This is a genomic window from Robinsoniella sp. KNHs210 (genome assembly GCF_000686105.1).
Lineage (GTDB): Bacteria > Bacillota > Clostridia > Lachnospirales > Lachnospiraceae > Robinsoniella > Robinsoniella peoriensis.
Map to the genome: position 1 here is coordinate 1,059,935 of NZ_JMLZ01000001.1, position 21,054 is coordinate 1,080,988.

General features: G+C 43.2%; 13 protein-coding genes. 7 read left to right on the top strand and 6 right to left on the bottom strand.

Annotation, left to right across the window (positions count from 1 at the left end; all coding sequences use genetic code 11):
* The first annotated feature begins 21 nt into the window (after nucleotides 1-21).
* From CD03_RS0104060 to CD03_RS0104090, 7 genes are all read left to right on the top strand, one after another.
* On the top strand, nucleotides 22-1,593 hold the full coding sequence (locus CD03_RS0104060) for an ABC transporter substrate-binding protein (protein ID WP_027292537.1): 1,572 nt from the start codon (nucleotides 22-24) through the stop codon (nucleotides 1,591-1,593).
* 75 nt (nucleotides 1,594-1,668) lie between these two features.
* Complete coding sequence (locus tag CD03_RS0104065; protein WP_027292538.1) at nucleotides 1,669-2,691, top strand: uroporphyrinogen decarboxylase family protein; 1,023 nt, start codon at nucleotides 1,669-1,671, stop codon at nucleotides 2,689-2,691.
* Nucleotides 2,692-2,735: 44 nt separating this feature from the next.
* A complete protein-coding gene (locus CD03_RS37715) occupies nucleotides 2,736-2,894 on the top strand; it encodes a hypothetical protein (RefSeq protein ID WP_156042766.1) in 159 nt (52 codons plus the stop codon).
* On the top strand, nucleotides 2,842-3,975 hold the full coding sequence (locus CD03_RS36985; RefSeq protein ID WP_156042767.1) for a uroporphyrinogen decarboxylase family protein: 1,134 nt from the start codon (nucleotides 2,842-2,844) through the stop codon (nucleotides 3,973-3,975). Before CD03_RS37715 ends, CD03_RS36985 begins: the two co-directional genes overlap by 53 nt.
* 45 nt (nucleotides 3,976-4,020) lie before the next feature.
* Nucleotides 4,021-5,787: a hypothetical protein gene (locus CD03_RS35750; RefSeq protein WP_052377656.1), complete on the top strand. Its 1,767-nt coding sequence runs from the start codon at nucleotides 4,021-4,023 to the stop codon at nucleotides 5,785-5,787.
* A gap of 54 nt (nucleotides 5,788-5,841) precedes the next feature.
* Nucleotides 5,842-15,249 (top strand): InlB B-repeat-containing protein, encoded by a 9,408-nt coding sequence (locus tag CD03_RS0104085; RefSeq protein WP_027292540.1) that lies wholly within the window; start codon nucleotides 5,842-5,844, stop codon nucleotides 15,247-15,249.
* 76 nt (nucleotides 15,250-15,325) lie between these two features.
* Nucleotides 15,326-16,477 carry a hypothetical protein gene (locus tag CD03_RS0104090; RefSeq protein ID WP_027292541.1) on the top strand — a complete coding sequence of 384 codons (1,152 nt, stop codon included), beginning with the start codon at nucleotides 15,326-15,328 and terminating at the stop codon, nucleotides 16,475-16,477.
* Nucleotides 16,478-16,771: 294 nt separating this feature from the next.
* Here the strand turns inward: CD03_RS0104090 and CD03_RS0104095 are convergent, their stop codons facing one another.
* The 6 genes from CD03_RS0104095 to CD03_RS0104120 all read right to left on the bottom strand — a co-directional run bounded on the left by CD03_RS0104095 (nucleotide 16,772) and on the right by CD03_RS0104120 (nucleotide 20,891).
* Complete coding sequence (locus CD03_RS0104095; RefSeq protein WP_027292542.1) at nucleotides 16,772-17,317, bottom strand: TlpA family protein disulfide reductase; 546 nt, start codon at nucleotides 17,315-17,317, stop codon at nucleotides 16,772-16,774.
* Nucleotides 17,314-18,165 (bottom strand): 4Fe-4S binding protein, encoded by an 852-nt coding sequence (locus CD03_RS0104100; protein ID WP_027292543.1) that lies wholly within the window; start codon nucleotides 18,163-18,165, stop codon nucleotides 17,314-17,316. Before CD03_RS0104100 ends, CD03_RS0104095 begins: the two co-directional genes overlap by 4 nt.
* Nucleotides 18,158-18,292, bottom strand: a complete 135-nt coding sequence (locus CD03_RS38765; RefSeq protein WP_255348059.1) for a CD1871A family CXXC motif-containing protein — start codon at nucleotides 18,290-18,292, stop codon at nucleotides 18,158-18,160. The genes CD03_RS0104100 and CD03_RS38765 overlap by 8 nt, the downstream gene beginning before the upstream one ends.
* Entirely contained in the window at nucleotides 18,282-18,896 is a 615-nt protein-coding gene (locus CD03_RS0104110; RefSeq protein ID WP_242849035.1) for a hypothetical protein, read from the bottom strand. The genes CD03_RS38765 and CD03_RS0104110 overlap by 11 nt, the downstream gene beginning before the upstream one ends.
* A 136-nt stretch (nucleotides 18,897-19,032) precedes the next feature.
* The gene (locus tag CD03_RS0104115; RefSeq protein WP_044288892.1) at nucleotides 19,033-20,214 is read right to left on the bottom strand and encodes a sensor histidine kinase; all 1,182 of its coding nucleotides are present in this window, start codon (nucleotides 20,212-20,214) and stop codon (nucleotides 19,033-19,035) included.
* On the bottom strand, nucleotides 20,214-20,891 hold the full coding sequence (locus tag CD03_RS0104120) for a response regulator transcription factor (RefSeq protein WP_027292546.1): 678 nt from the start codon (nucleotides 20,889-20,891) through the stop codon (nucleotides 20,214-20,216). Before CD03_RS0104120 ends, CD03_RS0104115 begins: the two co-directional genes overlap by 1 nt.
* Nucleotides 20,892-21,054: the final 163 nt, after the last annotated feature.

Below are 21,054 nucleotides of genomic sequence, written 5' to 3' on the forward strand. Positions count from 1 at the left end.
CAAAATAAGGAGGATTTAGAAATGAAAAGAAGAAGAGCAATGGCACTTTTATTGGCGGCGGCAATGAGTGTTACGGCGTTGGCAGGATGTTCTGCAAATACGTCAAATGAGGAGACGAAGGCAGGGACAGAAACGAAAGCGGAGACAGGAGAGACAAAAGCAGGTGAAGAATCAGCAGCGGCTGACGGCGAAGAATCCCAGTCGGCATCAGGAGATGTGGTAGAGATAAAATGGTATGCCCCTATGTCGGAGATTCAGGCAGATCAGGAATCTGTCCAGAATGCGGTTAATGAATATTTAAAGGATAAATTAAATGTACAGGTTAAATTTATATCCACAGATTTCGGAAGCTTTGATCAGAAAATGCAGATGGTGATCTCATCCCAGGAAGAATTTGATCTTTGCTTTACATCAAACTGGTGCAATAACTTCTATAATAATGTAAATAAAAATGCATTTTTAGATATCGGTGAAATCGTAGAGAAAGAAGCACCAAAATTAAAAGAAATTATGCCGGAGTCAGGATTTGCTGCGGCAACGGTTGGCGGGAAATTGTATGCAATTCCCAATTACCAGATCTGGGCAATGACCAATGGCGGTTACATCGTAAAGGATTATGTGGATAAAAGCGGCGTTGATATCAGCAGCGTAAAATCACTGAAAGATTTGGATCCTATTTTTGAAAGCATTAAAAAGGATAATCCGGATGTATTCCCGATGATTAATTCAAAACAAAGTATATATGGGTTCACAGCGGCAGCATTAGGACTTGACGAGTTATCCGGCATGAATGTTCCGGGAGCAGTTAAATATGATGACAAAGAATTAAAAGTGGTGAATCAGTTTGCGCTGCCGGAGGTTATGGAACATTTCAAATTGATGAGAGAATGGAATCAGAAAGGATATTTCAGACCGGATGCAGCTACGATTACCGATTATAAAGCAGAACAAAAAGCAGGTAAGTATGCAGCTATTATGGCGGGAACCCTTAAGCCCGGAGAAACGCCTGTACAAAAAGCAGATTTTGGTAATAAGGACGTGGAACAATTCCGTATATCGGATTCCATTTTAAAGACCAGCGGCATTAATGCAACTATGATCGCTGTGAGCAGAACATCCAAGCACCCGGTAGAAGCGGTTAAATTACTGGAATTAGTAAATACAGATCCGGTTCTCTATAACTTACTCTGCTTTGGTATTGAGGGAACACATTATACAAAAACAGAAGATGGACATGTAAAGCCAATCGAAAATTCAGGCTATAATCCTAACGTAGACTGGACCTTTGGAAATCAGTTTAACGGATATCTTAGAGAAGGTCAGGAAGATGGCGTCTGGGAAGAAACGAAAGCATTGAATGAAGCAGCAATTCCATCTGAAGCATTAGGATTTGTATTTGATCCGGAAAAGGTTCAGACAGAAATTGCAAGCACCAGTGCAATTGTTACGGAGTATCTGCTGATGCTGGATACCGGTGCAGTTGATCCGGAGGAAAAGATGCCTGAATTCCTGGACAAGTTAGAAAAAGCAGGATCCCAGAAAATTATTGATGAAATGCAGACACAGATTGATGCATGGAAAGCAGCGAAATAAAAAGGATATGAAGTTATCATAATAATGCCCATCTCTTTGGTGGGCATTATTCATAAAAAACAAAGAGGTGACATCATGACTTCAAAGGAGAGAGTGATAAAAGCAATAGAATTTTCATGTCCCGATCGAATTCCTTATAATTTTGATTCTAACCGGACCCCAGCAATACCGGAAAAGTACGGTGATGACTTTGAATGGGTATTTGTTAATCAATATCAACATGCTGCTGAATCTGCCTCAGGGAGAAAAAGCTGGGAAACGGAATGGGGTATAGTGTACGAGACGATACATACAGAGTTGGGAGAAGCGGTTGATTTTCCATTATCGGACATCACAAAGGTATACGAATATCAGATTCCCGATTTTACAAAAGAAGAACGGTACGCGGAGCTTGAGAAGGCTGTAAACCAGAATGAAGAAAAATATATTCTGGGTATGTTTCCACATTTTCTGTTTCTGCAAATGCTGGATCTGGTTGGATTTGAAAATCTGATGTATGAGTTTATAGACAGCCCGGATGAGATTGAATACTTAATCGCAGAGCTGACCGGAAGCTGCCTTCGTGTGGTGGATTGTATGCATGATCGCGGTGTGGACGGAATGATTGCGATTGAGGATCTGGGTGTACAGGATCGACTGATCATCAGCCCGGTTTTATGGAGGCAGATCTTTAAGCCGGCATATAAAAAGATTATAGAAAAGCTATATCAGTATGGTATGCATTTCTTTATCCATTCCTGTGGATATATTATGGATCTCATTGAAGATTTTATTGAAATCGGAGTAGATGTGGTTCAAATAGACCAGCAGGACAATATGGGAATCGAAAACTTGAGTGAAAAATACAGAGGAAGAATCTGCTTTTTCTGCCCATGTGATATCCAGACAATATTGCCAGATGGTTCAAAGGAGCAAATCGAAGAGAGTGTGCAGAAATTAATCCATCTGCTGGGCAGCGAAAAAGGTGGATTTATGGCAAAAACTTATCCACAGCCGGAATCCATCTGTCTTCCAGAGGAAAGTGTAAAGTATATGTGTGAACTGTTCAAACGACATGGAGCAGGAGAGGAAGGAATCAAGGTTGAAAGAAAATTATAATATAGAAAGGATGCCAGGGTGTGATTCTTTCAACCTGTTTTATTGTGGCAGTATTGCAGGCAAGCCTGCAATATGCGATGGGTATAAGGTTGAAAGAAAATTATGATATAGAAAGGATGCCACGGTGTGATTCTTTCAACCTGTTTTATTGTGGCAGTATTGCAGGCAAGCCTGCAATATGCGATGGGTATAAATATGAATAGCTATGAGCGGGTGAAAAATACCATTCTGCATCAGCCGGCAGACCGCGTGCCCTGTGATTTCATTGCGGAGGATATAGTATGGGACCGGATGAAGGAATATTTCAAAGTGAATACCAGAGATGCAGTGCTGGATATTTTAGATATTGATTTACGTTCGGTCGGTCCCAGATACATTGGACCTGAGCTTTTAACTGATGAGCATGGATATGAAGAAATTATTGTAAGCGGAGGACCCAGAAACCGGAAGATCTATAATGATGCAGGAGACTATACGACAGCGATTGCATATCATCCCTGGGGTGATATCGAAGAGATCGGAGACCTGGAAGGAAGAACCGGATGGGATGGGAAAATGGAATGGTGGGATTTTTCCAATATCGAAGAGGACATTGACCGCATCAATGAAAACGGCCGGCGATGGATTAAGACTCACGGAGATCCATCAGGCCTGCAGCATCTCACTATGTGGGCAGGTGATGAGAAGTTTCTCTGTGACTTGATTGCAGATGAAGAACTTGCCGTGGCAATGATCGAAAAGCACAATGAAATCCGTCTGGAACATGCCCTGAAGACACTGGAAGCGGGAAAAGGAAAAATTCATGAGCTGGATGGGGGCGGGGACTATGGTTCTCAGGCGGGGCTGCTGATCTCCAAAGAGATGTTCCGTAAGTTTTTTAAAGATCTCTATGTAAAATTTTATAGAGAGATCAGGAAAAACTTCGATGTAGAGATTTTTTTCCATAGCTGCGGGAGTATCCAGGAATTAATTCCGGAACTGGTGGATGTTGGCGTAACCATCTTAGATCCCATTCAGGTGAGTGCAAAAAATATGGATATTGAAGTGATAAAAAGAAGATTTGGAAATCAATTGACCTTTCATGGCGGAATTGATGTACAGCAGGTACTTCCTTACTATACGATACCTGAGCTTCGGAAAAATGTGAGAAACAGCATAAAGGTGCTTGGGGAAAATGGCGGATACATCCTGGCACCTACACATAATATTCAATTTGATACAAAAATTGAGAATATTATTGCAATGTATGAAGAAGCACAAAACCGTGTCATTGCAAAATTATGATGATTTTCAGACTGCTTGGCGAAGAATTCAGAAAGGAAAAAGAAAATGTCCAGAATACAAATTAACATAGAAAACTGTACCGGTAAGGAATATATACTTTTCCCCGCCTGTGCGTACAAAGGGAATCAATTTGACGTTCTGCCAAAAGAATATCCTCCGCTATTAGAGCCGGAAGAAATGGGGGTGAATCTAAATACCATAATCACGGATGTGCCGCGTTTGAATAAGGATGGAAGCGGCAGGATAGAAGTAACCACGGGAGATGTATCTGTGCCCTGCGTTGGAATCTTTGTGCAGGCGGAAAAAAAGGCTGTTTTTGTATTTACCATTCAGCAGATCAAAGGCAGAAATATAGGTCTTGCCTATGAAAAAGGGTGTGTCATTTTGACCTGGCCGGCATATCGCGAGATGATATACCGATGGCCGCATATGGTTAAAAATGATGAAAAATATGTGGATGAAGAGGCTGAAATCCCATTTCAGAAATTAGAAGTGCCCTGCAAATCAATAGCAGAGTTCTACGAGATTTTCTTCCGGAACAGAAAGCTAATGAAACTGAATGATGAACTGCCGGACGAACCTTCCTGGGAAGAACTGAGACAGATTCAATTAGAAAAGCATAACACCATGAACTGGTTTGAAGAAGGTCAGTTTTACGGGAGCACTACTACAGGAAGTGAAGGAAATGCCTGGGAGACAGGCTGGGTAGGCGGCGGTATCTCCAGTTACGCTCTCATGAAGCTTGGGGGAAAAACGGAATACGAAAGGAGTATCAAAACGCTCGCGCATTTATTCCGTCTGCAGGGAGAAAGCGGCATATTCTATTCCGGGAGTAATGCAAAGGGCGAAGTAATAAAGGAAAAAAAATACGAAGAAACAGACGGACTGAGGGAGTTCAGTTCTGTCCGGGACAGCGGTGATGCACTTTATTTTCTCTTTCAGCACTTTGCGCTTATGAAAGAGGTGCCGGAAAGTATGAGAAAAGGCACAAAGGGATGTGCTGATGCATTTGTAAAATTATGGAATACCTATGGGCAGTTGGGACAATTTGTAAATGCGGTGACAGGTGAAATCCTGGTGGGGGGATCCACAGCAGGAGGCATTGTTCCGGCTGGTCTGGTGTCTGCATATGAATATTTTGGTGACCGGAAATATCTCGATGCGGCGGAAGAAATCGCAGCTTTTTTCTATCATAACTTTGTAGAAAGAGGATACACAACCGGAGGACCAAATGAGATTTTACAATGTCCCGACAGTGAGAGTGCCTTTGCGCTTCTGGAAAGTTATACAGAATTGTACCGGGTTACATTAAAGCCCGAATGGCTCTCTTATGCAAAGACAGCGGCGCATCTGTGCAGCAGCTGGGTAGCTGCTTATAATTATGAATTTCCGCCGGCCAGTGAATTTAACAGACTGGAGATGAAGACAATCGGCACAGTCTTTGCCAATGTACAGAATAAGCATTCTGCACCGGGAATCTGTACCTTATCGGGGGGCAGCCTTAAAAAGCTCTATGATTGGACAAAAGAAGAATGCTATCGCCGGCTATATGAGGAAATTACCATTACAATCAGCCAGTATATGTCTACGGATAAAAGACCTATTTATTCCTGGGACGTTCCGAAAGATGCGACTTCCAAAGGGCTGAATCATGTAACGGTACCCCGGGAGAAACTTCCGGCAGGATTTATCTGCGAGCGTGTGAATATGTCCGATTGGGAAACGGACAGATGTGTGGGGGGTGTCTTTAATGGGAGCTGTTGGAGTGAGGTGAGTAATTTATTGGTTTTAACGGAACGCTTAGCACGGTAAGTTACTAAGGTTCCGAAAGCAGTAAAACACTATATAATATGGAGGAAACCCAGGATGAAAAAGAGAGTGATAGCACTTGTATTATCAGTATTTATGGTTTTAAATCCGTTAACGTCTTATGCAGCAGCTCCGGAAAAGACGGAAGCTTCGGAAACGACGGAAGTCGCGGAAACTACAGAAGTCCCGGAAACGACGGAAGTCGCGGAAACTACAGAAGTCCCGGAAACGACGGCAGTTACGGAAACTACAGAAGTCCCGGAAACGACGGCAGTTACGGAAACTACAGAAGTCCCGGAAACGACGGCAGTTACGAATACAGCAGCAGCTTCGAATACAGCAGCAGAATCTGTGGCTGTAGCAGACCGGTTCCTGCTGAATTATCAGGAAATCAGTATAAATATGGAAAGCGGTTATCCATTGCCTTTATATCTGACAACGGGATATTACACGGAACCCAGCGGTACCGGAAAGATTACGTGGAGCAGCTCTGATGAGTCCATTGCAGCTGTTGATGGAGAAGGCCGCGTAACCCCGGTCAAACCTGGTGAGGCAATTATAAAGGCAGTACATAAAGATTATGCCGGAAAAACGGCGCAATGCAAGGTAACAGTTTATCAAAGCAAAGAATGTGAGACATTTTATTATGTGTCACCACAAGGCTCTGACAACAATCCGGGTACGGAAGCACAGCCTTTTCAGACAATCCAGGCAGCCAGAGACACGATTCGTGGACTGGATCAACTTCCGGATGGCGGAATCACAGTCCTGTTAGAAGACGGGAAGTATTATGAACAGGAGACAATTGTATTCACACCACAGGACAGCGGTACACAGGAGAATCCGATTGTATATAAAGCCAGAAACGAAGGGAAAGCGGTCATTACCGGCGAGGTACCAATTACAGGCTGGGGAAAAGCTGAAGACGTGGAGGGCATGAATCTGGCGGCAGAAGGAAAGCTGTATGTGGCTGATGTAGATCAGGGCTGGCGTTTCCATGATTTGTATGTAAATGGAGAGCGTCAGCAGGTATCGCGCAGCTTCAATACGGATAAGTGGCGGGACTGGCCTGTGTTTTACGGACGGGCACCACTTAGTTATGATCCTGAGAAAGGCGCGCGGGTTGTATTTGGGGACGGTGAGCTGGATGGCCTTGACGGAAATGAGGATGTAGAAGTGGTTCTGCTTCCTGTTATGTACTGGAATACGATTCCCCTTGTAAAACACATTGATTCCAGTAATAATACGGCATATCTCCAATCCCAGATCCCCTCCAATTTCTGGCCGGACCATTTTGGTACTGGTGAGGGCTATTACAATATCATCAATACTCTGAAATATCTGGATCAGCCCGGTGAGTGGTGTATCGACAGCCAGGCGGGAAAGGTCTATTATTGGCCTAAGAATGAGGAAACAATTAATACGGATGAAATTGCAGCTCCAAAACCCTATGAGCTTCTGCGTCTTCAGGGTGACGGCATTGATGAAGATTTCAAAAATATGGTAGAGTATCTGACCTTTGACGGAATTACGTTCCAGTATACAGACCGTCTGCCGGAGAATGAATTTCCAGAAGACTGGATCATCCGAAATGCAGAGAACCCGGATGCTGCCATTTACTTTGACGGAACCAGAAACTGCCGTTTAATCAATAATGAAATACGGCATTCAGGAAGCTATGGCGTTACCGTGAACCACTACGGTCAGAATAACGAAATCCTTCATAATCAGATGCACGATCTGGGAAGCGGCGGTGTGCAGCTCTATGGATACGGGGTAGGAACTGTTGATGTAAACTATAATAATATCGTGATGTACAACTCTATTTATAACATGGGTGTGGCGCCGTATCAGCATGCACCCGGATTAGGTGTTTTTGGAAGCGGCACGAACACGATGGCATTCAATTATATTGCAGGGGCTCCCTATGCGGGTATTTCCATTGTGGGAACTGATGAAAACTCAATCAGCAGGACAAAACCGGATACACGTGCAGCTTATGATATGTTCGGCAGACAGAGCAGCCAGTACGGCATTCGGTTTGAAGATCTGAACCAGCTGCCCCAAAGCGAGCTGGACGGTAGTAACGGAGAATATTTTTCCATTGGAAATCTGGCACAAAAATATCAGCATTCGGAAAGAAATGTGGCTGAATATAATATCTTAGAAGATTATTCACAGTCCATGGATGACGGAGGTGCATTATATTCCTGGTATTGCGGACTGGGGAATGTGTATGCCTATAATGTACTGAAGGAACAATTGGAGGGCTCCAGAACATGGGTATTCTGGCAGTACATGGATGACCGGGCAATCGGGTTTACGTTACAGAATAATCTCTGTACAGGCAACTTTAATGCAACGATTGATAAATCCTTTGCACCGTATTCAAACAGGCGCGTTGATAATGTCTACGCTAAATTCCCTCAGGTTCCCGCAGGATATGATGTGCAAAAGGAAAAAGTATTGGATAACGTGCAGGATGCTATGGGGGGATATAAGCTGGCAGAAACGAAAAAGCCTGCAATTCTCAGCCCGGAAAATGGCAGTGAAAATGCTAAAATTCCAACCACAATCGTTTTGAATCACTGTGAAAATGCTTCTCTCTATAAGATAGAAATCGCCACAGATGAAGCATTTAAAAATATTGCAGAGACAATCGAAACCCGCCTAAGCGTTGCGACTACGGATAAGCTGGAGTATGATTCTTCATACTATGTCCGTGTGACGACCAGAGAATATTTAGGCACTCCCCAGGTGAGTGATGCTGTGTCATTTAAGACGGCAAAACAATCAGCCCCGGATGAAGTGCTCCGTAATGCAAAGCTGACAAATGATATTGATGCCGTTCTTGTACAGTGGACTCCTGTGGCAAAGAACAGGGTAAATGTATATCGGAAAGCGGAGGGGGAAGCAGACTATACACTGATAGGAGAAAATGTGGAAGGCAAGGGCTTCCTTGACAGCCAGATAAAAGAGAAAACAACTTATACATATCAGATAGCGGGAGTAAATGCTTCCGGAGAAGGTCCGCGCAGTGAAGAATTGAAAATTAACACGCGGGAACTGAATATGCTGTTCAGTGATGATTTTGAAAATGAAACCATTAGTGACCGGTGGACGGATCAGTCCGGAAAGCAGACAAATTTAAATCCTGCGGATGCTGTTGTAAAGGATGGAAAATGGGAACCTTCCGGCAGCTGGCGTGAATATTATGTAGGACTTAATAATAAGAATTGGGACGATTATGCAGTAGAAGCGGACATTACATTCAAAGATCTGCAGCCGGGTGCAGAGAACTATTCAGCATTCGGGTTAATCACACGTGCATCCACGGAAAAGGGAAGAAAATTCTATCAATTTTTGATTCGTTCAAATGGACAAAAGCAGATGGAACTTCAGAAGGCGGATGGTAATTACTGGACGCAGCTTGCAGCTGTAAAAATGAAGGAAAATCCGGTACCAGGAACGCTTTACCGTATGCGGGCGGAAAGTGTGGGAAAATCACTTCGTATTTATCTGAACGGAAGCTTGTTTGCAGAAATTGAGGATGAATCTCTTACCTATGGAGGTATCGGATTCGGGTATGGCAAGGATTATATATCCGTTGATAATGTGAGAGTTTCTCAGCCAAAGCAATATAAGATCCATGTGGATGAATCTATGAAAGGCGGAACTGTTACCGCAGATCAAAGCCAGGCGGCCCAGGGAAAACCGATATTCCTTACCGTGAAGCCGGATAAAGGCTATACATATGAAGAGGGATCACTGAAAGTAAACGGTAAACAGCTTACAGATACCTTGTTCACTATGCCGGGTGAAGATGTAACGGTCACTGCTTCATTCCGATTAGCAGCAGCAGATGGAAACCGGATCTATGTATCACCGGATGGTTCCGATGACTCGGGCAATGGCTCTTTTGAAGCGCCTTATCAGTCATTGGCTATGGCACAGGAGGCCGTGCACAATCTGGTGGCAAAAGGATTGGACAGTGATGTGCAGGTAATCCTGAGAGGTGGAAACTATTATCTGAAGGATGCTGTTCATATCGGTCCGGAGGATTGTGATGATACTTATCGAATTACCTATAAAAATTATGAAGAGGAAGAAGTACGTGTTGTAGGAGGTTCTCCCGTTACCGGATGGACAGATAAAGACGGGGACGGCATTTATGAAGCTGATATTACAGGTCGGGAAGGATTTTATTCTCTGTTTGCAAATGGAGAACGCCTGCCAAATGCCAAAGAAGTGAAGTGGCAGAATGTTAAGGTTGAGGATCAGTCACATATGCAGGCTGTATTAGGAGGTGCTACCAGCTGGTTTGGCGAAGTGCTGAAAGTAACTTCAGTAAATGGCAGCAATCTGGCAACCGATTTTCCAGGGGGGCAATTCTCCGGAGGAGTGCAGTATCTGCAGGGTGCAAAGGAATATATCAATGAGCCGGGTGAATGGGCGATTGCAGGCAGCACGCTTTACTACAAACCGTTAGATGGAACGTTGCCGGAAAACAGTGAAATCATTGCACCGTCCACAGACAGAATTTTTTATCTGCAGGGAACAAATGAAAATCCGGTCCGGAATATTACAATTGACGGATTGCAGCTGGAAATGAATGGATTCGGGGAAAATCTGCTGGCACATGCCGGTCGCAAAGGTGACAAGACGGAGGAATATGAGAGCAACCTGAAAGGTATTGTTGATTTGGACAATACATCCAACGTTACCGTAAGCAATTGTATTCTGAAGAATGCCGGATATATGGCGGTAGTGATGAACCATTACAGTCAGGAAAATACAATCTCCGGAAATGATATCCAGGATACCGGATATGCGGGAATTTTCATGATAGGAGAAAATCCCGGAAGCTTAAATTATATCAACAAGAACAATACGGTTACCAACAATAGAATTAAAGATGCAGGGAAATTCGTCAGCCATGGATCTGGGATTTATCTCATGAACAGCGGAGATAATACGATTACGCATAATAATATTTCAGAAGTTCCACGTTATGGAATTTCCATGAAGGGTGTAAGGTATGGTGTCTTTTCTGCAATCGGTGTAGATGTACCGTTTGAAGATCATTGGAAATATAACCAGACAATGAATAATTATATCGGGTACAATACCATATTCAATACCGGTATCCGTTCCGGTGACGGCGGAGGAATTGAAGGCTGGGGAACCGGACGGGACAACTGGATCGACCACAATATTATCTATAATGCATACCGTGGGGTAGCGACTACCGGCTGGAGGGGACATAGTATTTTTACGGACGATGCCACCCATCACACTATGGTAACCAACAATGTTATATACGATGAAAATGCAGTTTCAGTTAACGCGGGAACGATGATGAAGAGTATCTCCAACTATGTGGCAAATAATGTGTTTGATATTGGATACGCCTATAATGGTGCAGCAAATATAGGGCCGTATATTGAGCCGAGCGGAGGCATGGCATTCAAAAATAATATTGTTTATTCGAATACAGGCGGAACTTTGCATAATAACGGTACGTGGAGTGAAGACGGAGCGGGAGATCGTGTTCTTCTGAAATTTGATGATGGGTCCTATAATGTATCGGGTACAGCAGCGCTGGATTCTCTAAGCGTTATGGACAATAACCTCTACTTCAATGCAAAGGGCAAGGCGGAATTTGAGGTGCTGGGCAGCAAACTCAGCCTGTCAGACTGGAAGCAAAGCAGTAAAAATAAGCATAAATATGACCAAAACAGTATCATGGAAGATCCGCAGTTTGTGGATGCCCAAAATCGTGATTACCGCTTAAAAGCAGACTCACCGGCAATGGCAATTGGAATTTCTCCAATAGATACAAGCGGAATTGGATTATTGCCGGAATTCCGTTATGGTGATAAGAACGATACACCGAAAACATTATTTATATCGGCTGAAGATAACGGTCAGGCATCTGCGGCAGTCAATCCGGGTCAAACGATTCAGATGTCGGTATCAATGAGAACCGAAAAAGGCTATTCCGTGGAAAATCCGGAAGGGACAACCTTTGCCAGCAGTGACGAATCAATTGCCTCGGTAGGAGAAAATGGGCTGGTCACAGCAATTGCTCCGGGAACCGCAGTCATAACGGCAGAAGGAAAAGGTCTGAGAGACCAGTATACAATCTATGTAGGAGAACAGGGAGCGGAATTGACTGCAGATGACGTGAACCTGGTACTGGAAAAGAATGACACCGCATGGATTGATGTGAAGGCTAAGACCTCGGCAGGACATTATGTATTACCGATAAATATCAGCTATGAATCCGGCAACGAAGAAGTAGTTACTGTTGATGACAGAGGATTTCTTAAGGCACAGGCAGAAGGTGAAGCTGAGATTCGGATACAGGCATCAGTTAATGGAGAAAATCTGACTAAGGATGTGAAGGTAAGTGTTCATAAGACGGCCATTCAAACGAGAGATCTGTATGAAAAGGCAGATGCAGTAACGGCAGATACTTATGGAAATGGTGCTGTTAACCAGGGAACCAAGGCCGGGATGGATAAAAACGGAAGCTACGTTGCATTTAAGAATGTGGATTTCAAAGAAGGGGCAAAAAGGTTCACTGCAGTCTATGAGACAGGAAATTTATCAAGGGTTGGAAGCATAGACCTGCGATTGGATTCCAGCACAGGTCCATTGATTGGCAGAGTAGATTGCGAAACTACAGGAGCATGGGGAATTTCCGGACAATCCTGGATTGATGTAAATCCGGAACAGGTGAAAGGAATCCATGACTTATACATTGTTGCAAATCCAGGAGCTTTAAATCTGGTTAATTTACAATTTTCACAAAAGGATGCAGGATCAAGTGTTCAGAGCCTGGAGCTGTCCGGTGAGGATATTGTATGTGCACCTCAGGACGGGGAAACAGAATATACATTGACCGCATTAACATTGGATGATCTGGGTTACAGGACAGAAGAAAAGGCAGTTACCTGGGAACTGGATGGAAATGCTGCCAACATTTCCATAGATGAGGCAACCGGAGTATTAACAGTTGGTATACCGGAAGAAAAGGAAACGAATCTTGTCATTAAGGCAGTATTAAATTCTGATCATTCTATAAAAGCTGAGAAACCGGTAATGGTTTATGACGGTACTATCGTTGAATTGAAAGGTGCCGAGGCTGATGAGAAGAGTTCTACAGCTGCTGATGGAGTCAGCGGGGTGGCATTTCAGGGAAAAGATGCCTATATCCTCTATAAGAAAGTGGACTTTAAAAATGGTATAGAAAAATATCAGGTAAAATACAGCTATCCGAATGCCAGAAATATCCTGAAACTGCATACCGGATCTGCTGCAGGTGAAGTGTTCTCTTCTGTATCACTCAGCAGCGGAAGCTGGGCGAATTATGTAGTCACAGACCAGAGTATATCAGAAGGATGCCCTGTGGGAATACAAGATCTGGCAATTACACAGAGCGACTGGCTCAATTTTCACTGGATACGTATGTTCATGCCGAATAACAGAGTACCAGTACAATCTTATGAAATTACAATTGATACCAATATGACAAATGGAAAAATTGAGAGTGATAAGACGGAAGCGGTAGCAGGAGAAGAGGTAAACCTGACCGTTGAACCTGATGAAGGCTATATTCTGAAAGAGGGAAGCCTGAAGGTTAACAATGGTGATGTGGAAGTGACTGACAACAGGTTTATCATGCCGGAACAGGATGTAATGGTTACGGCGGAATTTGAACAGCAGCCTGCACAAATGCATACAGTCACCATAGATCCGGCAATGGAACACGGTAGAATTGAGGCAGATAAGACAGAGGCAGCAGCAGGAGATACAGTTACGCTGACGGTTACACCGGAAGAGGGATATCTGCTGACCGAGGGAAGTCTGCAAGTGAATGGCGGTGAAGTAGAAGTAACAGATAACAGCTTCCTTATGCCGGAACAGGATGTAATGATTACGGCAGAGTTTGAACAGCTGTCTGCAGAAACGCATACAGTTACGATTGACCCGTCTATGGAACACGGAAGAATTGAGGCAGATAAGACAGAGGCAGCAGAAGGAGAGACAGTTACACTGTCGATTATTCCGCAAGAAGGATATATGCTGACAGCGGGAAGCCTGAAAGTAAATGACGGTGCCGTAGAAGTGGCAAATAACAGCTTTGTTATGCCAGGGCAGGATGTAACGATTAAGGCAGAGTTTGAACAGACGACAGAAGAGATGCATACAATTTCAATTGATCCGGCAATGGAACACGGAAAAGTCGAAGCGGATAAATCAGAAGCAGCAGCGGGAGAAATGGTTGCGCTGACGATTGTACCGGAAGAAGGATATCAGCTGAAAGAAGGAAGCCTGAAGGTTAATGACGGCGCTGTGGAAGTGACAGATAACAGCTTCCTTATGCCGGAACAGGATGTAATTATTACCGCAGAGTTTGAACAGCTGGCAGCAGAAACGTTTAAAGTAATAATAGATCCGGCTATGGAACACGGAAACGTTGCAGCAGACAAACCGGAAGCGGCAGCTGGAGAATTAATTACGCTGACGGTTGTACCTAATGACGGATATTTCTTGAAAGCAGGAAGTCTGAAGGTCAATAATGGAAATGTGAAACTGACCGGCAGCAGCTTCGTTATGCCGGAACAGAACGTAAACGTCACCGCAGAGTTTGAGCAAAAGACAGTAATCACAACTTACAAGTTAGCATTTGACCCAAGAGGCGGAAAAGTAAGCCCTGCTTCGATTACGGTAACAAAGGAAGCAGCATATGGCAGGCTTCCGGTTCCGTCAAGAGAAGGCTATTCCTTCAAGGGCTGGTTTACCGCAGCATCGGGCGGAACCCAGATCAGGGAAGGCGAAGTATGCAGGTTAAACGCAAATACGACTGTCTATGCACAGTGGAGCAAGTTGATCCTGAAGAAACCAGGAAAGCCAACCGGATTAAAAGCATCCAGACATAAGTCAGGCAGCCTTCAGATCAGCTGGAAGAAAGCATCGAATGCCAAGGGCTATGTCGTATACCGATATAACAGCACTGCAAAGAAATGGACAAAAATAAAGACTACAGCATCCACGAGTTATGTGGATACGGGACTGAAATCAGCATCAGACTACAAATACAAGGTAAAGGCATACAGCCAGCTTGGAAAAGAAAAGAAGTATGGCTCCTGCTCATCCGTAATGACCACGGCAACGGCACCGAAAAAACCTCATCTGCTTAAAGTAAAGAAAGACGGAAAAGGAAAAGTCACCATTAACTGGAGCAGAAGGTCAGGAACGGACGGATATGTGATCTATATGAAGACAAATAAAGGTGATTATAAGAAGATAGCTACAAAATCATCCAAAGTTTCTTCCTATACCAAATCCGGATTGAAAAAGGGCAGATCCTACCGGTTTAAAGTAAGAGGATACAATAAGGCGGGAAGCAAGAGAATCTATAGTTCGTATTCTGACAGTAAGAAAATAAAATTTTAGTATTTAGTTCAGCTGCAGGCCCATGTGGCCTGCAGACACAGAAACAAGGAAAATGCCGGGAAAGAAGGAATTATAAATGAGCATACATTTCAGCAAAGAACGCTGGTCAGAGACAGAGAAAAATTACAGTGCATGGTGGAAAGGGGAATTAGGCAGGCCGCTGTTTAAGGTTACAGTAAAACATGCCTTTGAGCCAGAACGGAAGAAGCCCCCGGTTCCATTGCTTTCCCAGAAAACATGCCATGATTTTCAATATAGTGCAGAAGAATTAATAGATGCCCTGGATTATGAATTATCCCAGAGTGAGTTTTTGGGGGATGCATTCCCCTTTGTGAACATGGCGGCATTCGGACCGGGATCACTGGCGGGATTCTGCGGGGCCAGGATGGATAACAGTACAGGAAGCGTCTGGTATTTTCCGGAGGAAAGAAAAGAAATTCAGGATATCCATATACAATACGACAGGGAAAATAAATGGGTCAGACGTATCAAGGATATTTACCGCGCAGGACAGAAAAAGTGGGGCGGGATGGTACTGATGTCCATGCCCGATCTGGGCGGGCCCCAGGATGTAGCCGCAATCTTCGCGGACAGTACGGAACTTATGTGCCAGCTGATGGATGAGCCGGAGGAAGTGCACCGCCTGCAGACGGAGGTCTACCAGGCATTTCAGGAAGCCTATGAGGATCTTAATTCCGTATTAAAGCCGTTAAATCCGGGATACAGCGACTGGGGAGGACTTTACAGCAAAGATCCGTCCTATATCCTGCAGGACGATTTTGCATATATGATCAGCCCTCAGATGTTTGCGGAGTTCGGGCTGCCGGATATTCGGAAATTTAGCAAATATTTTACCAATACCATATACCACCTAGATGGAATTGGAAATCTAAACCACCTGGACTATTTGTTAAAAGAAGATATCAATGCGGTCCAGTGGGTCTACGGCGCAGGACAGCCAGGCGCACGGCATTGGATGGAGATCTATGAAAAAATATATAATGCCGGGAAGGGAATTGAGGTAATCGGGGATTTAGATGATTTTCTTGCATTGTACGGGAAGTATCCGGAGCGTCTGTACTATCATGTGCTGGTAGATGATGAGGAAGGAAATGCAATGAAAACGATGGATGAAAAGGATTGTCTGAATGATTACTGTGTGGTATCCCGAGATAGAAAGGAAGAAGTGGTAAGATTATTAGACGAAGTTTTAAGGATTGAGGCTTGAACCCGGAAATCGATTCTTATGCTTCGGGTAAACGTGTGTCACACCCACATATAAAAATATCCGGAAATTCTTTATTATTTAAAGATTTCCCGGATATTTTTTCAGGTTATATTAATTAACACTCAGACATGAGAAAGATTCGCTTTGTAAGCAATTACCATGAGAAAGAACTGCCTCGCAAGTACTTACCCGAATATGTTTTTATGCGATCATTTATTATATGATATTTGTTTTGTAGGACAGAAATAATGGTTCCTATTTTATTGATCAAGATATCTCGAAGCTTATAATTCATTATTTCTGAATAATCTTATCTAACCGTTTCATCAAATTCTCTTCCTGCTTTTTCACAACCCCAACCAGCGGAGCACCGACCATATTACCTTCGCTGTCCACGATATAAGTCATCGGATATCCGGATATTTCACCAATAAAATCCTGATAAAAGCTGCTTGCGTTATCGGGAATAAGGTTTGGATAGGTCACTCCTTTTTCCTTCAGAATTGTTTCTGCCGTCCCTTTCGATTCGTCCGACTCTCCGGCACTTGCAGCCACCCCGATCAGGTTAACGTTGATATCTTTGAAATCCTGAAAATAGGCTTCTAATTCCGGCATCTCGGCAATACAGCTGCCGCAGCCATTTGTCCAGAAATTAATGACGGTGGCATCGTAGTCTTTAAAGATATCATTGGTAATTTTATTTCCTTCAAAATCCACACCTTCAAATTCAGGAAATGGTTCTTTCGAAGCTTCTATATCCGAGTTGCCGCAGCCAGCTAAAGAAAGCATGCATACAGCACTTAATGTAATACACAATAATTTTTTTCTATTTATTTTCAAACCTTGTCCTCTTTTCTTAAATTGATACTTTTACATATTGCACTCCGGGGGCATGTGCGGATGCAGTCACCGCAGCGGATACATTCCGGGTGGTTTGGGGTCTTACAGACTTCCACATCCATTTTACAAACCTTTGTACAGGCTCCGCAGCTGTTACATTTATCCTGATCAATATGAAACTTATAGAAGGATATTTTATTAAACAGGGCATAGAATGCGCCAAGCGGACAGATCCATTTGCAGAATGGTCTGTAAAAAAAGATGGATAAAGTTATAATTCCAACCAGCAAACAGCTTTTCCATGTGAATAAGGCACCAAGTGCTGCCCGGATGCCGCTGTCTGCGAGAGAGAGAGGAATCGCACCTTCTAAGATTCCTGCCGGACAGATCCACTTGCAGAACCAGGGATCTCCCATACCGACTTCATTTAGGATAGTCATGGGCAGTATGATGACAAACAGCAGTAATATAACATATTTAAGCCAGGTTAGTGCTGCAAGTTTTTTTGTGCTGAATTTTTTAGAGGGAATCTTATGAAGCAGCTCCTGAAACCAGCCAAAAGGACATAGAAAGCCGCATACCAATCGTCCAAACAGCACACCGAACAAAATCAGCAGGCCTACAATGTAGTAGGAAAATTTGAATTTTGAGGAACCAATCACCGCCTGCAGGGAACCAATTGGGCAGGAACCTACTGCTCCGGGACAGGAATAGCAGTTAAGGCCGGGAACGCAGATCCCCTTTAAATTTCCTTTGTAGATTTTACCGGTAAAGAAGCCTGTAATGTGGGCATTCGTCAGCAGTGTGGCGCCTGCCTGTATCTTCCAGCGATTTTTATTCTTAGCCAATACCCACACACTCCAGACATAAGTTTATTCCCTTTGAGAGTACTTCGTAAGCTTCGCCACGGCAGGCACCAATACAGATAAGGACAATAGCCAGCAATAAGGTACCTACCGTATATTTACTCTTCATCTTTCAACTTCCTTGCAAATGACAGTAATTCGTCCCCTTCGGGATTACTGTTCCAGGCAGTATAAAAGCCACCTTGTTTTGTAAATATGGATACCAGATCAGAGTTAATAAGTTCTTCATAGCTCTTTAAAGATTGCTGCATGGAATCATTGTATACAATTATGGGGAACTTTATATCTGCCAGTTTCTCTTTTGCCGCGCCGAAGTCTTTGTCCGTGATAATACCAATAACAGGAACGCCGGCAGTCGTCATTTCATCAGAGATATCGTTGAAAACCTGCAGTTTTTCCAGCGTTTCCTCACCCTGGGTATTAAAAAAGACCAGGCATGTTTCTCCTTCAATGATATTGGAAGAAGCGGGTGTTCCATCCAGATATGTAGTTTCAAAGGGATCAAACAGGTAAATTTTTGATTTTGCTTCCACTGTTTCGTAATTCGCTTTTATCCAGTCATCATCAATCCATCCCTTCTCTTTTGCATCCTCTACGGTAATAGTACCTTCATCCAGAGCAGATTTTATTTTTTCTTCCGAAGGCTTGGAACTGCAGCCGCCAAGAGAAAGAATCAATAGGGATGAAATTATAATGACAAATTTTTTTTTCATTTCGATACCTCACTTTTTCGTTGATGAGGCCATTGTAGCAAATCTAACATAAAATTTGTGTTAAGAGAAAATGTATTTCATCAAAACATCTCTCCGTCTTATTTTGTTTCTTCGTTCACAGCAGCAAAGCATGAGGCTATAATTGGTTATTGCCGTACGGCAGCAAGATTTCAAAAATAGTTCCGCCGCCCTGATGATCTGATACAGAAATTGTGCCGTTGTGCTTTTCAATAATGGATTTCACAATGGAAAGACCAAGTCCCGCCCCGCCCATCTTCCTGGAACGGGATTTATCCACACGGAAAAATGGTTCAAAAATAAGAGGCTGCATTTCAATTGGGATGCCGATACCATGATCTTTTATGGTGATTGCCGTATTTCCCTCCCGGGTGGAAATAGTAATTTCAACCATACCATTTTCAACGTTGTATTTTACAGCATTCTCAATGACATTATAAAATGCTCTGTGCAGCAGGTTTTTGTTGCCGGTTAGGATGGGGGCCTCACCGCTGACCGTAATATAGATATTTTTTTCCTTTGCCAGTGGAGACAATTCTTCTGCAGCATTAATCAGCAGTTCGTTTGCCTCAATTCTTTGATCACACACCAGAGCATCCATATTTGTAAGATCTAAGAGCTCTTTTACCAGATCAGACATTCGATTTGTATGGGCAGATATGATGGATAATAATTTACTGTATTCCTCCGGAGTATGGTCATTTTTCTTTTTAAATACGTCCACTTTTGTTTTGAGTACGGTGAGAGGAGTGCGAAGCTCGTGCGCCGCACTTTGGGAAAAGCGTTTTTGCATTGCAAAGGCATCATTTAATTTATTCGACATTTCATTAAAAGAGCGGGTTAAATCAGCGATTTCATCATGGGTTTCCGGTACCATTAAATCTTCGGAAAGGTTATGAACGGTACAATTTCGCATCTGTCTGCTTAGTATATGCAGAGGCTTTAAGGCTTTGCCGGAAATATAGTAGGTTAAAAATCCGCCAATAACCAGCAGCAATATCATATAAAAGATACTCTGGTATAAAAAAATCTGACGTGCTGCCTGTGAGTTCCGGGTTGAAGCAGAAGGCATGGTACTATTAGCAGCAGTATCAGGATTGAGCTGCGTATTAAGTTCCGTATTTGCAGAATCCGTATCCTGCTCAACCTGAATTGCGGGAGTCACAACAGTAGCTTCGATTACATTTGCCATCCGGTTTGCCGAAAAGTTTAAAATGATGGTCAGGACGACGCAGCAGATGGTAAGCAGAATAACATTCAGGATCGTAAGGCGAAGACGGATAGATATTTTATTTAACATTATTTACTACCTCCGATTAAATAATACCCGGCACCAATTTTAGTTGCAATGGTGTCGTAAGACAGAGCGGCTTTTAATTTTTTTCTTAATGATGCAATATGTACGCGAACAGCATTACTCAGGCTGTCTGCTTCCATATTCCAGACATGTTCCATCATTTCTTCCTGGCTGATTACTTTGTCTGGATGAAGGAGAAAATATTCAAGCAGTGCCAGTTCCTTTTTTGTCAAGGCCAATTCTTCGCCATTTACGGATGCAGAACGTCTCACAGTATCCAAAGATATACTGTCCCAGACGAGTATAGTGTCTTCCTGTATAAAGGTGCGCCGCAGTAAACAGCGGATTCTGGCTTCTAATTCTTCAAAATCAAAGGGCTTAGCCAGGTAATCATTTGCTCCGGAATCCAGTCCGGTTACTTTATCAGAGACGGTGCTTCTTGCGGATAAGATCAGGATTTTTATATTTTTATCCTGACTGCGTACTTTTGAAAGTATATCAATGCCGTCCATTCCCGGCAGATTTAAATCAAGTACAACAAGATCATAGGTTTCCGTTGTGATAAGTTCATAGGCTTCCTCACCATCATAGCACGTGTCTACCGCATAGCCATCTATCTGCAGCCCCTCAGCAATGGAGTCACATAAATCTGTTTCATCTTCTACAATTAAAATTCTCATTTGCCCACCTCCTGGATCTTACATTATTATACCACGTACACATAAAATCTTTGTTAAGAAAATCATTAACTGCCTTAACAAAGATTTTATGTCGGACGTGATAATATATTCGTATTAAAACCGAAACCGGGTAAAATCGTAAAGCAGAAATGAAATTACCTGG

Coding starts and splice junctions, on each gene's coding strand:
- CD03_RS0104060 (WP_027292537.1), top strand. CDS start 22: ATGAAAAGAAGAAGAGCAATGGCACTTTTATTGGCGGCGGCAATGAGT.
- CD03_RS0104065 (WP_027292538.1), top strand. CDS start 1,669: ATGACTTCAAAGGAGAGAGTGATAAAAGCAATAGAATTTTCATGTCCC.
- CD03_RS35750 (WP_052377656.1), top strand. CDS start 4,021: ATGTCCAGAATACAAATTAACATAGAAAACTGTACCGGTAAGGAATAT.
- CD03_RS0104085 (WP_027292540.1), top strand. CDS start 5,842: ATGAAAAAGAGAGTGATAGCACTTGTATTATCAGTATTTATGGTTTTA.
- CD03_RS0104090 (WP_027292541.1), top strand. CDS start 15,326: ATGAGCATACATTTCAGCAAAGAACGCTGGTCAGAGACAGAGAAAAAT.
- CD03_RS38765 (WP_255348059.1), bottom strand. CDS start 18,292: ATGAAGAGTAAATATACGGTAGGTACCTTATTGCTGGCTATTGTCCTT.
- CD03_RS0104110 (WP_242849035.1), bottom strand. CDS start 18,896: ATGAAAAAAAAATTTGTCATTATAATTTCATCCCTATTGATTCTTTCT.
- CD03_RS0104115 (WP_044288892.1), bottom strand. CDS start 20,214: ATGTTAAATAAAATATCTATCCGTCTTCGCCTTACGATCCTGAATGTT.
- CD03_RS0104120 (WP_027292546.1), bottom strand. CDS start 20,891: ATGAGAATTTTAATTGTAGAAGATGAAACAGATTTATGTGACTCCATT.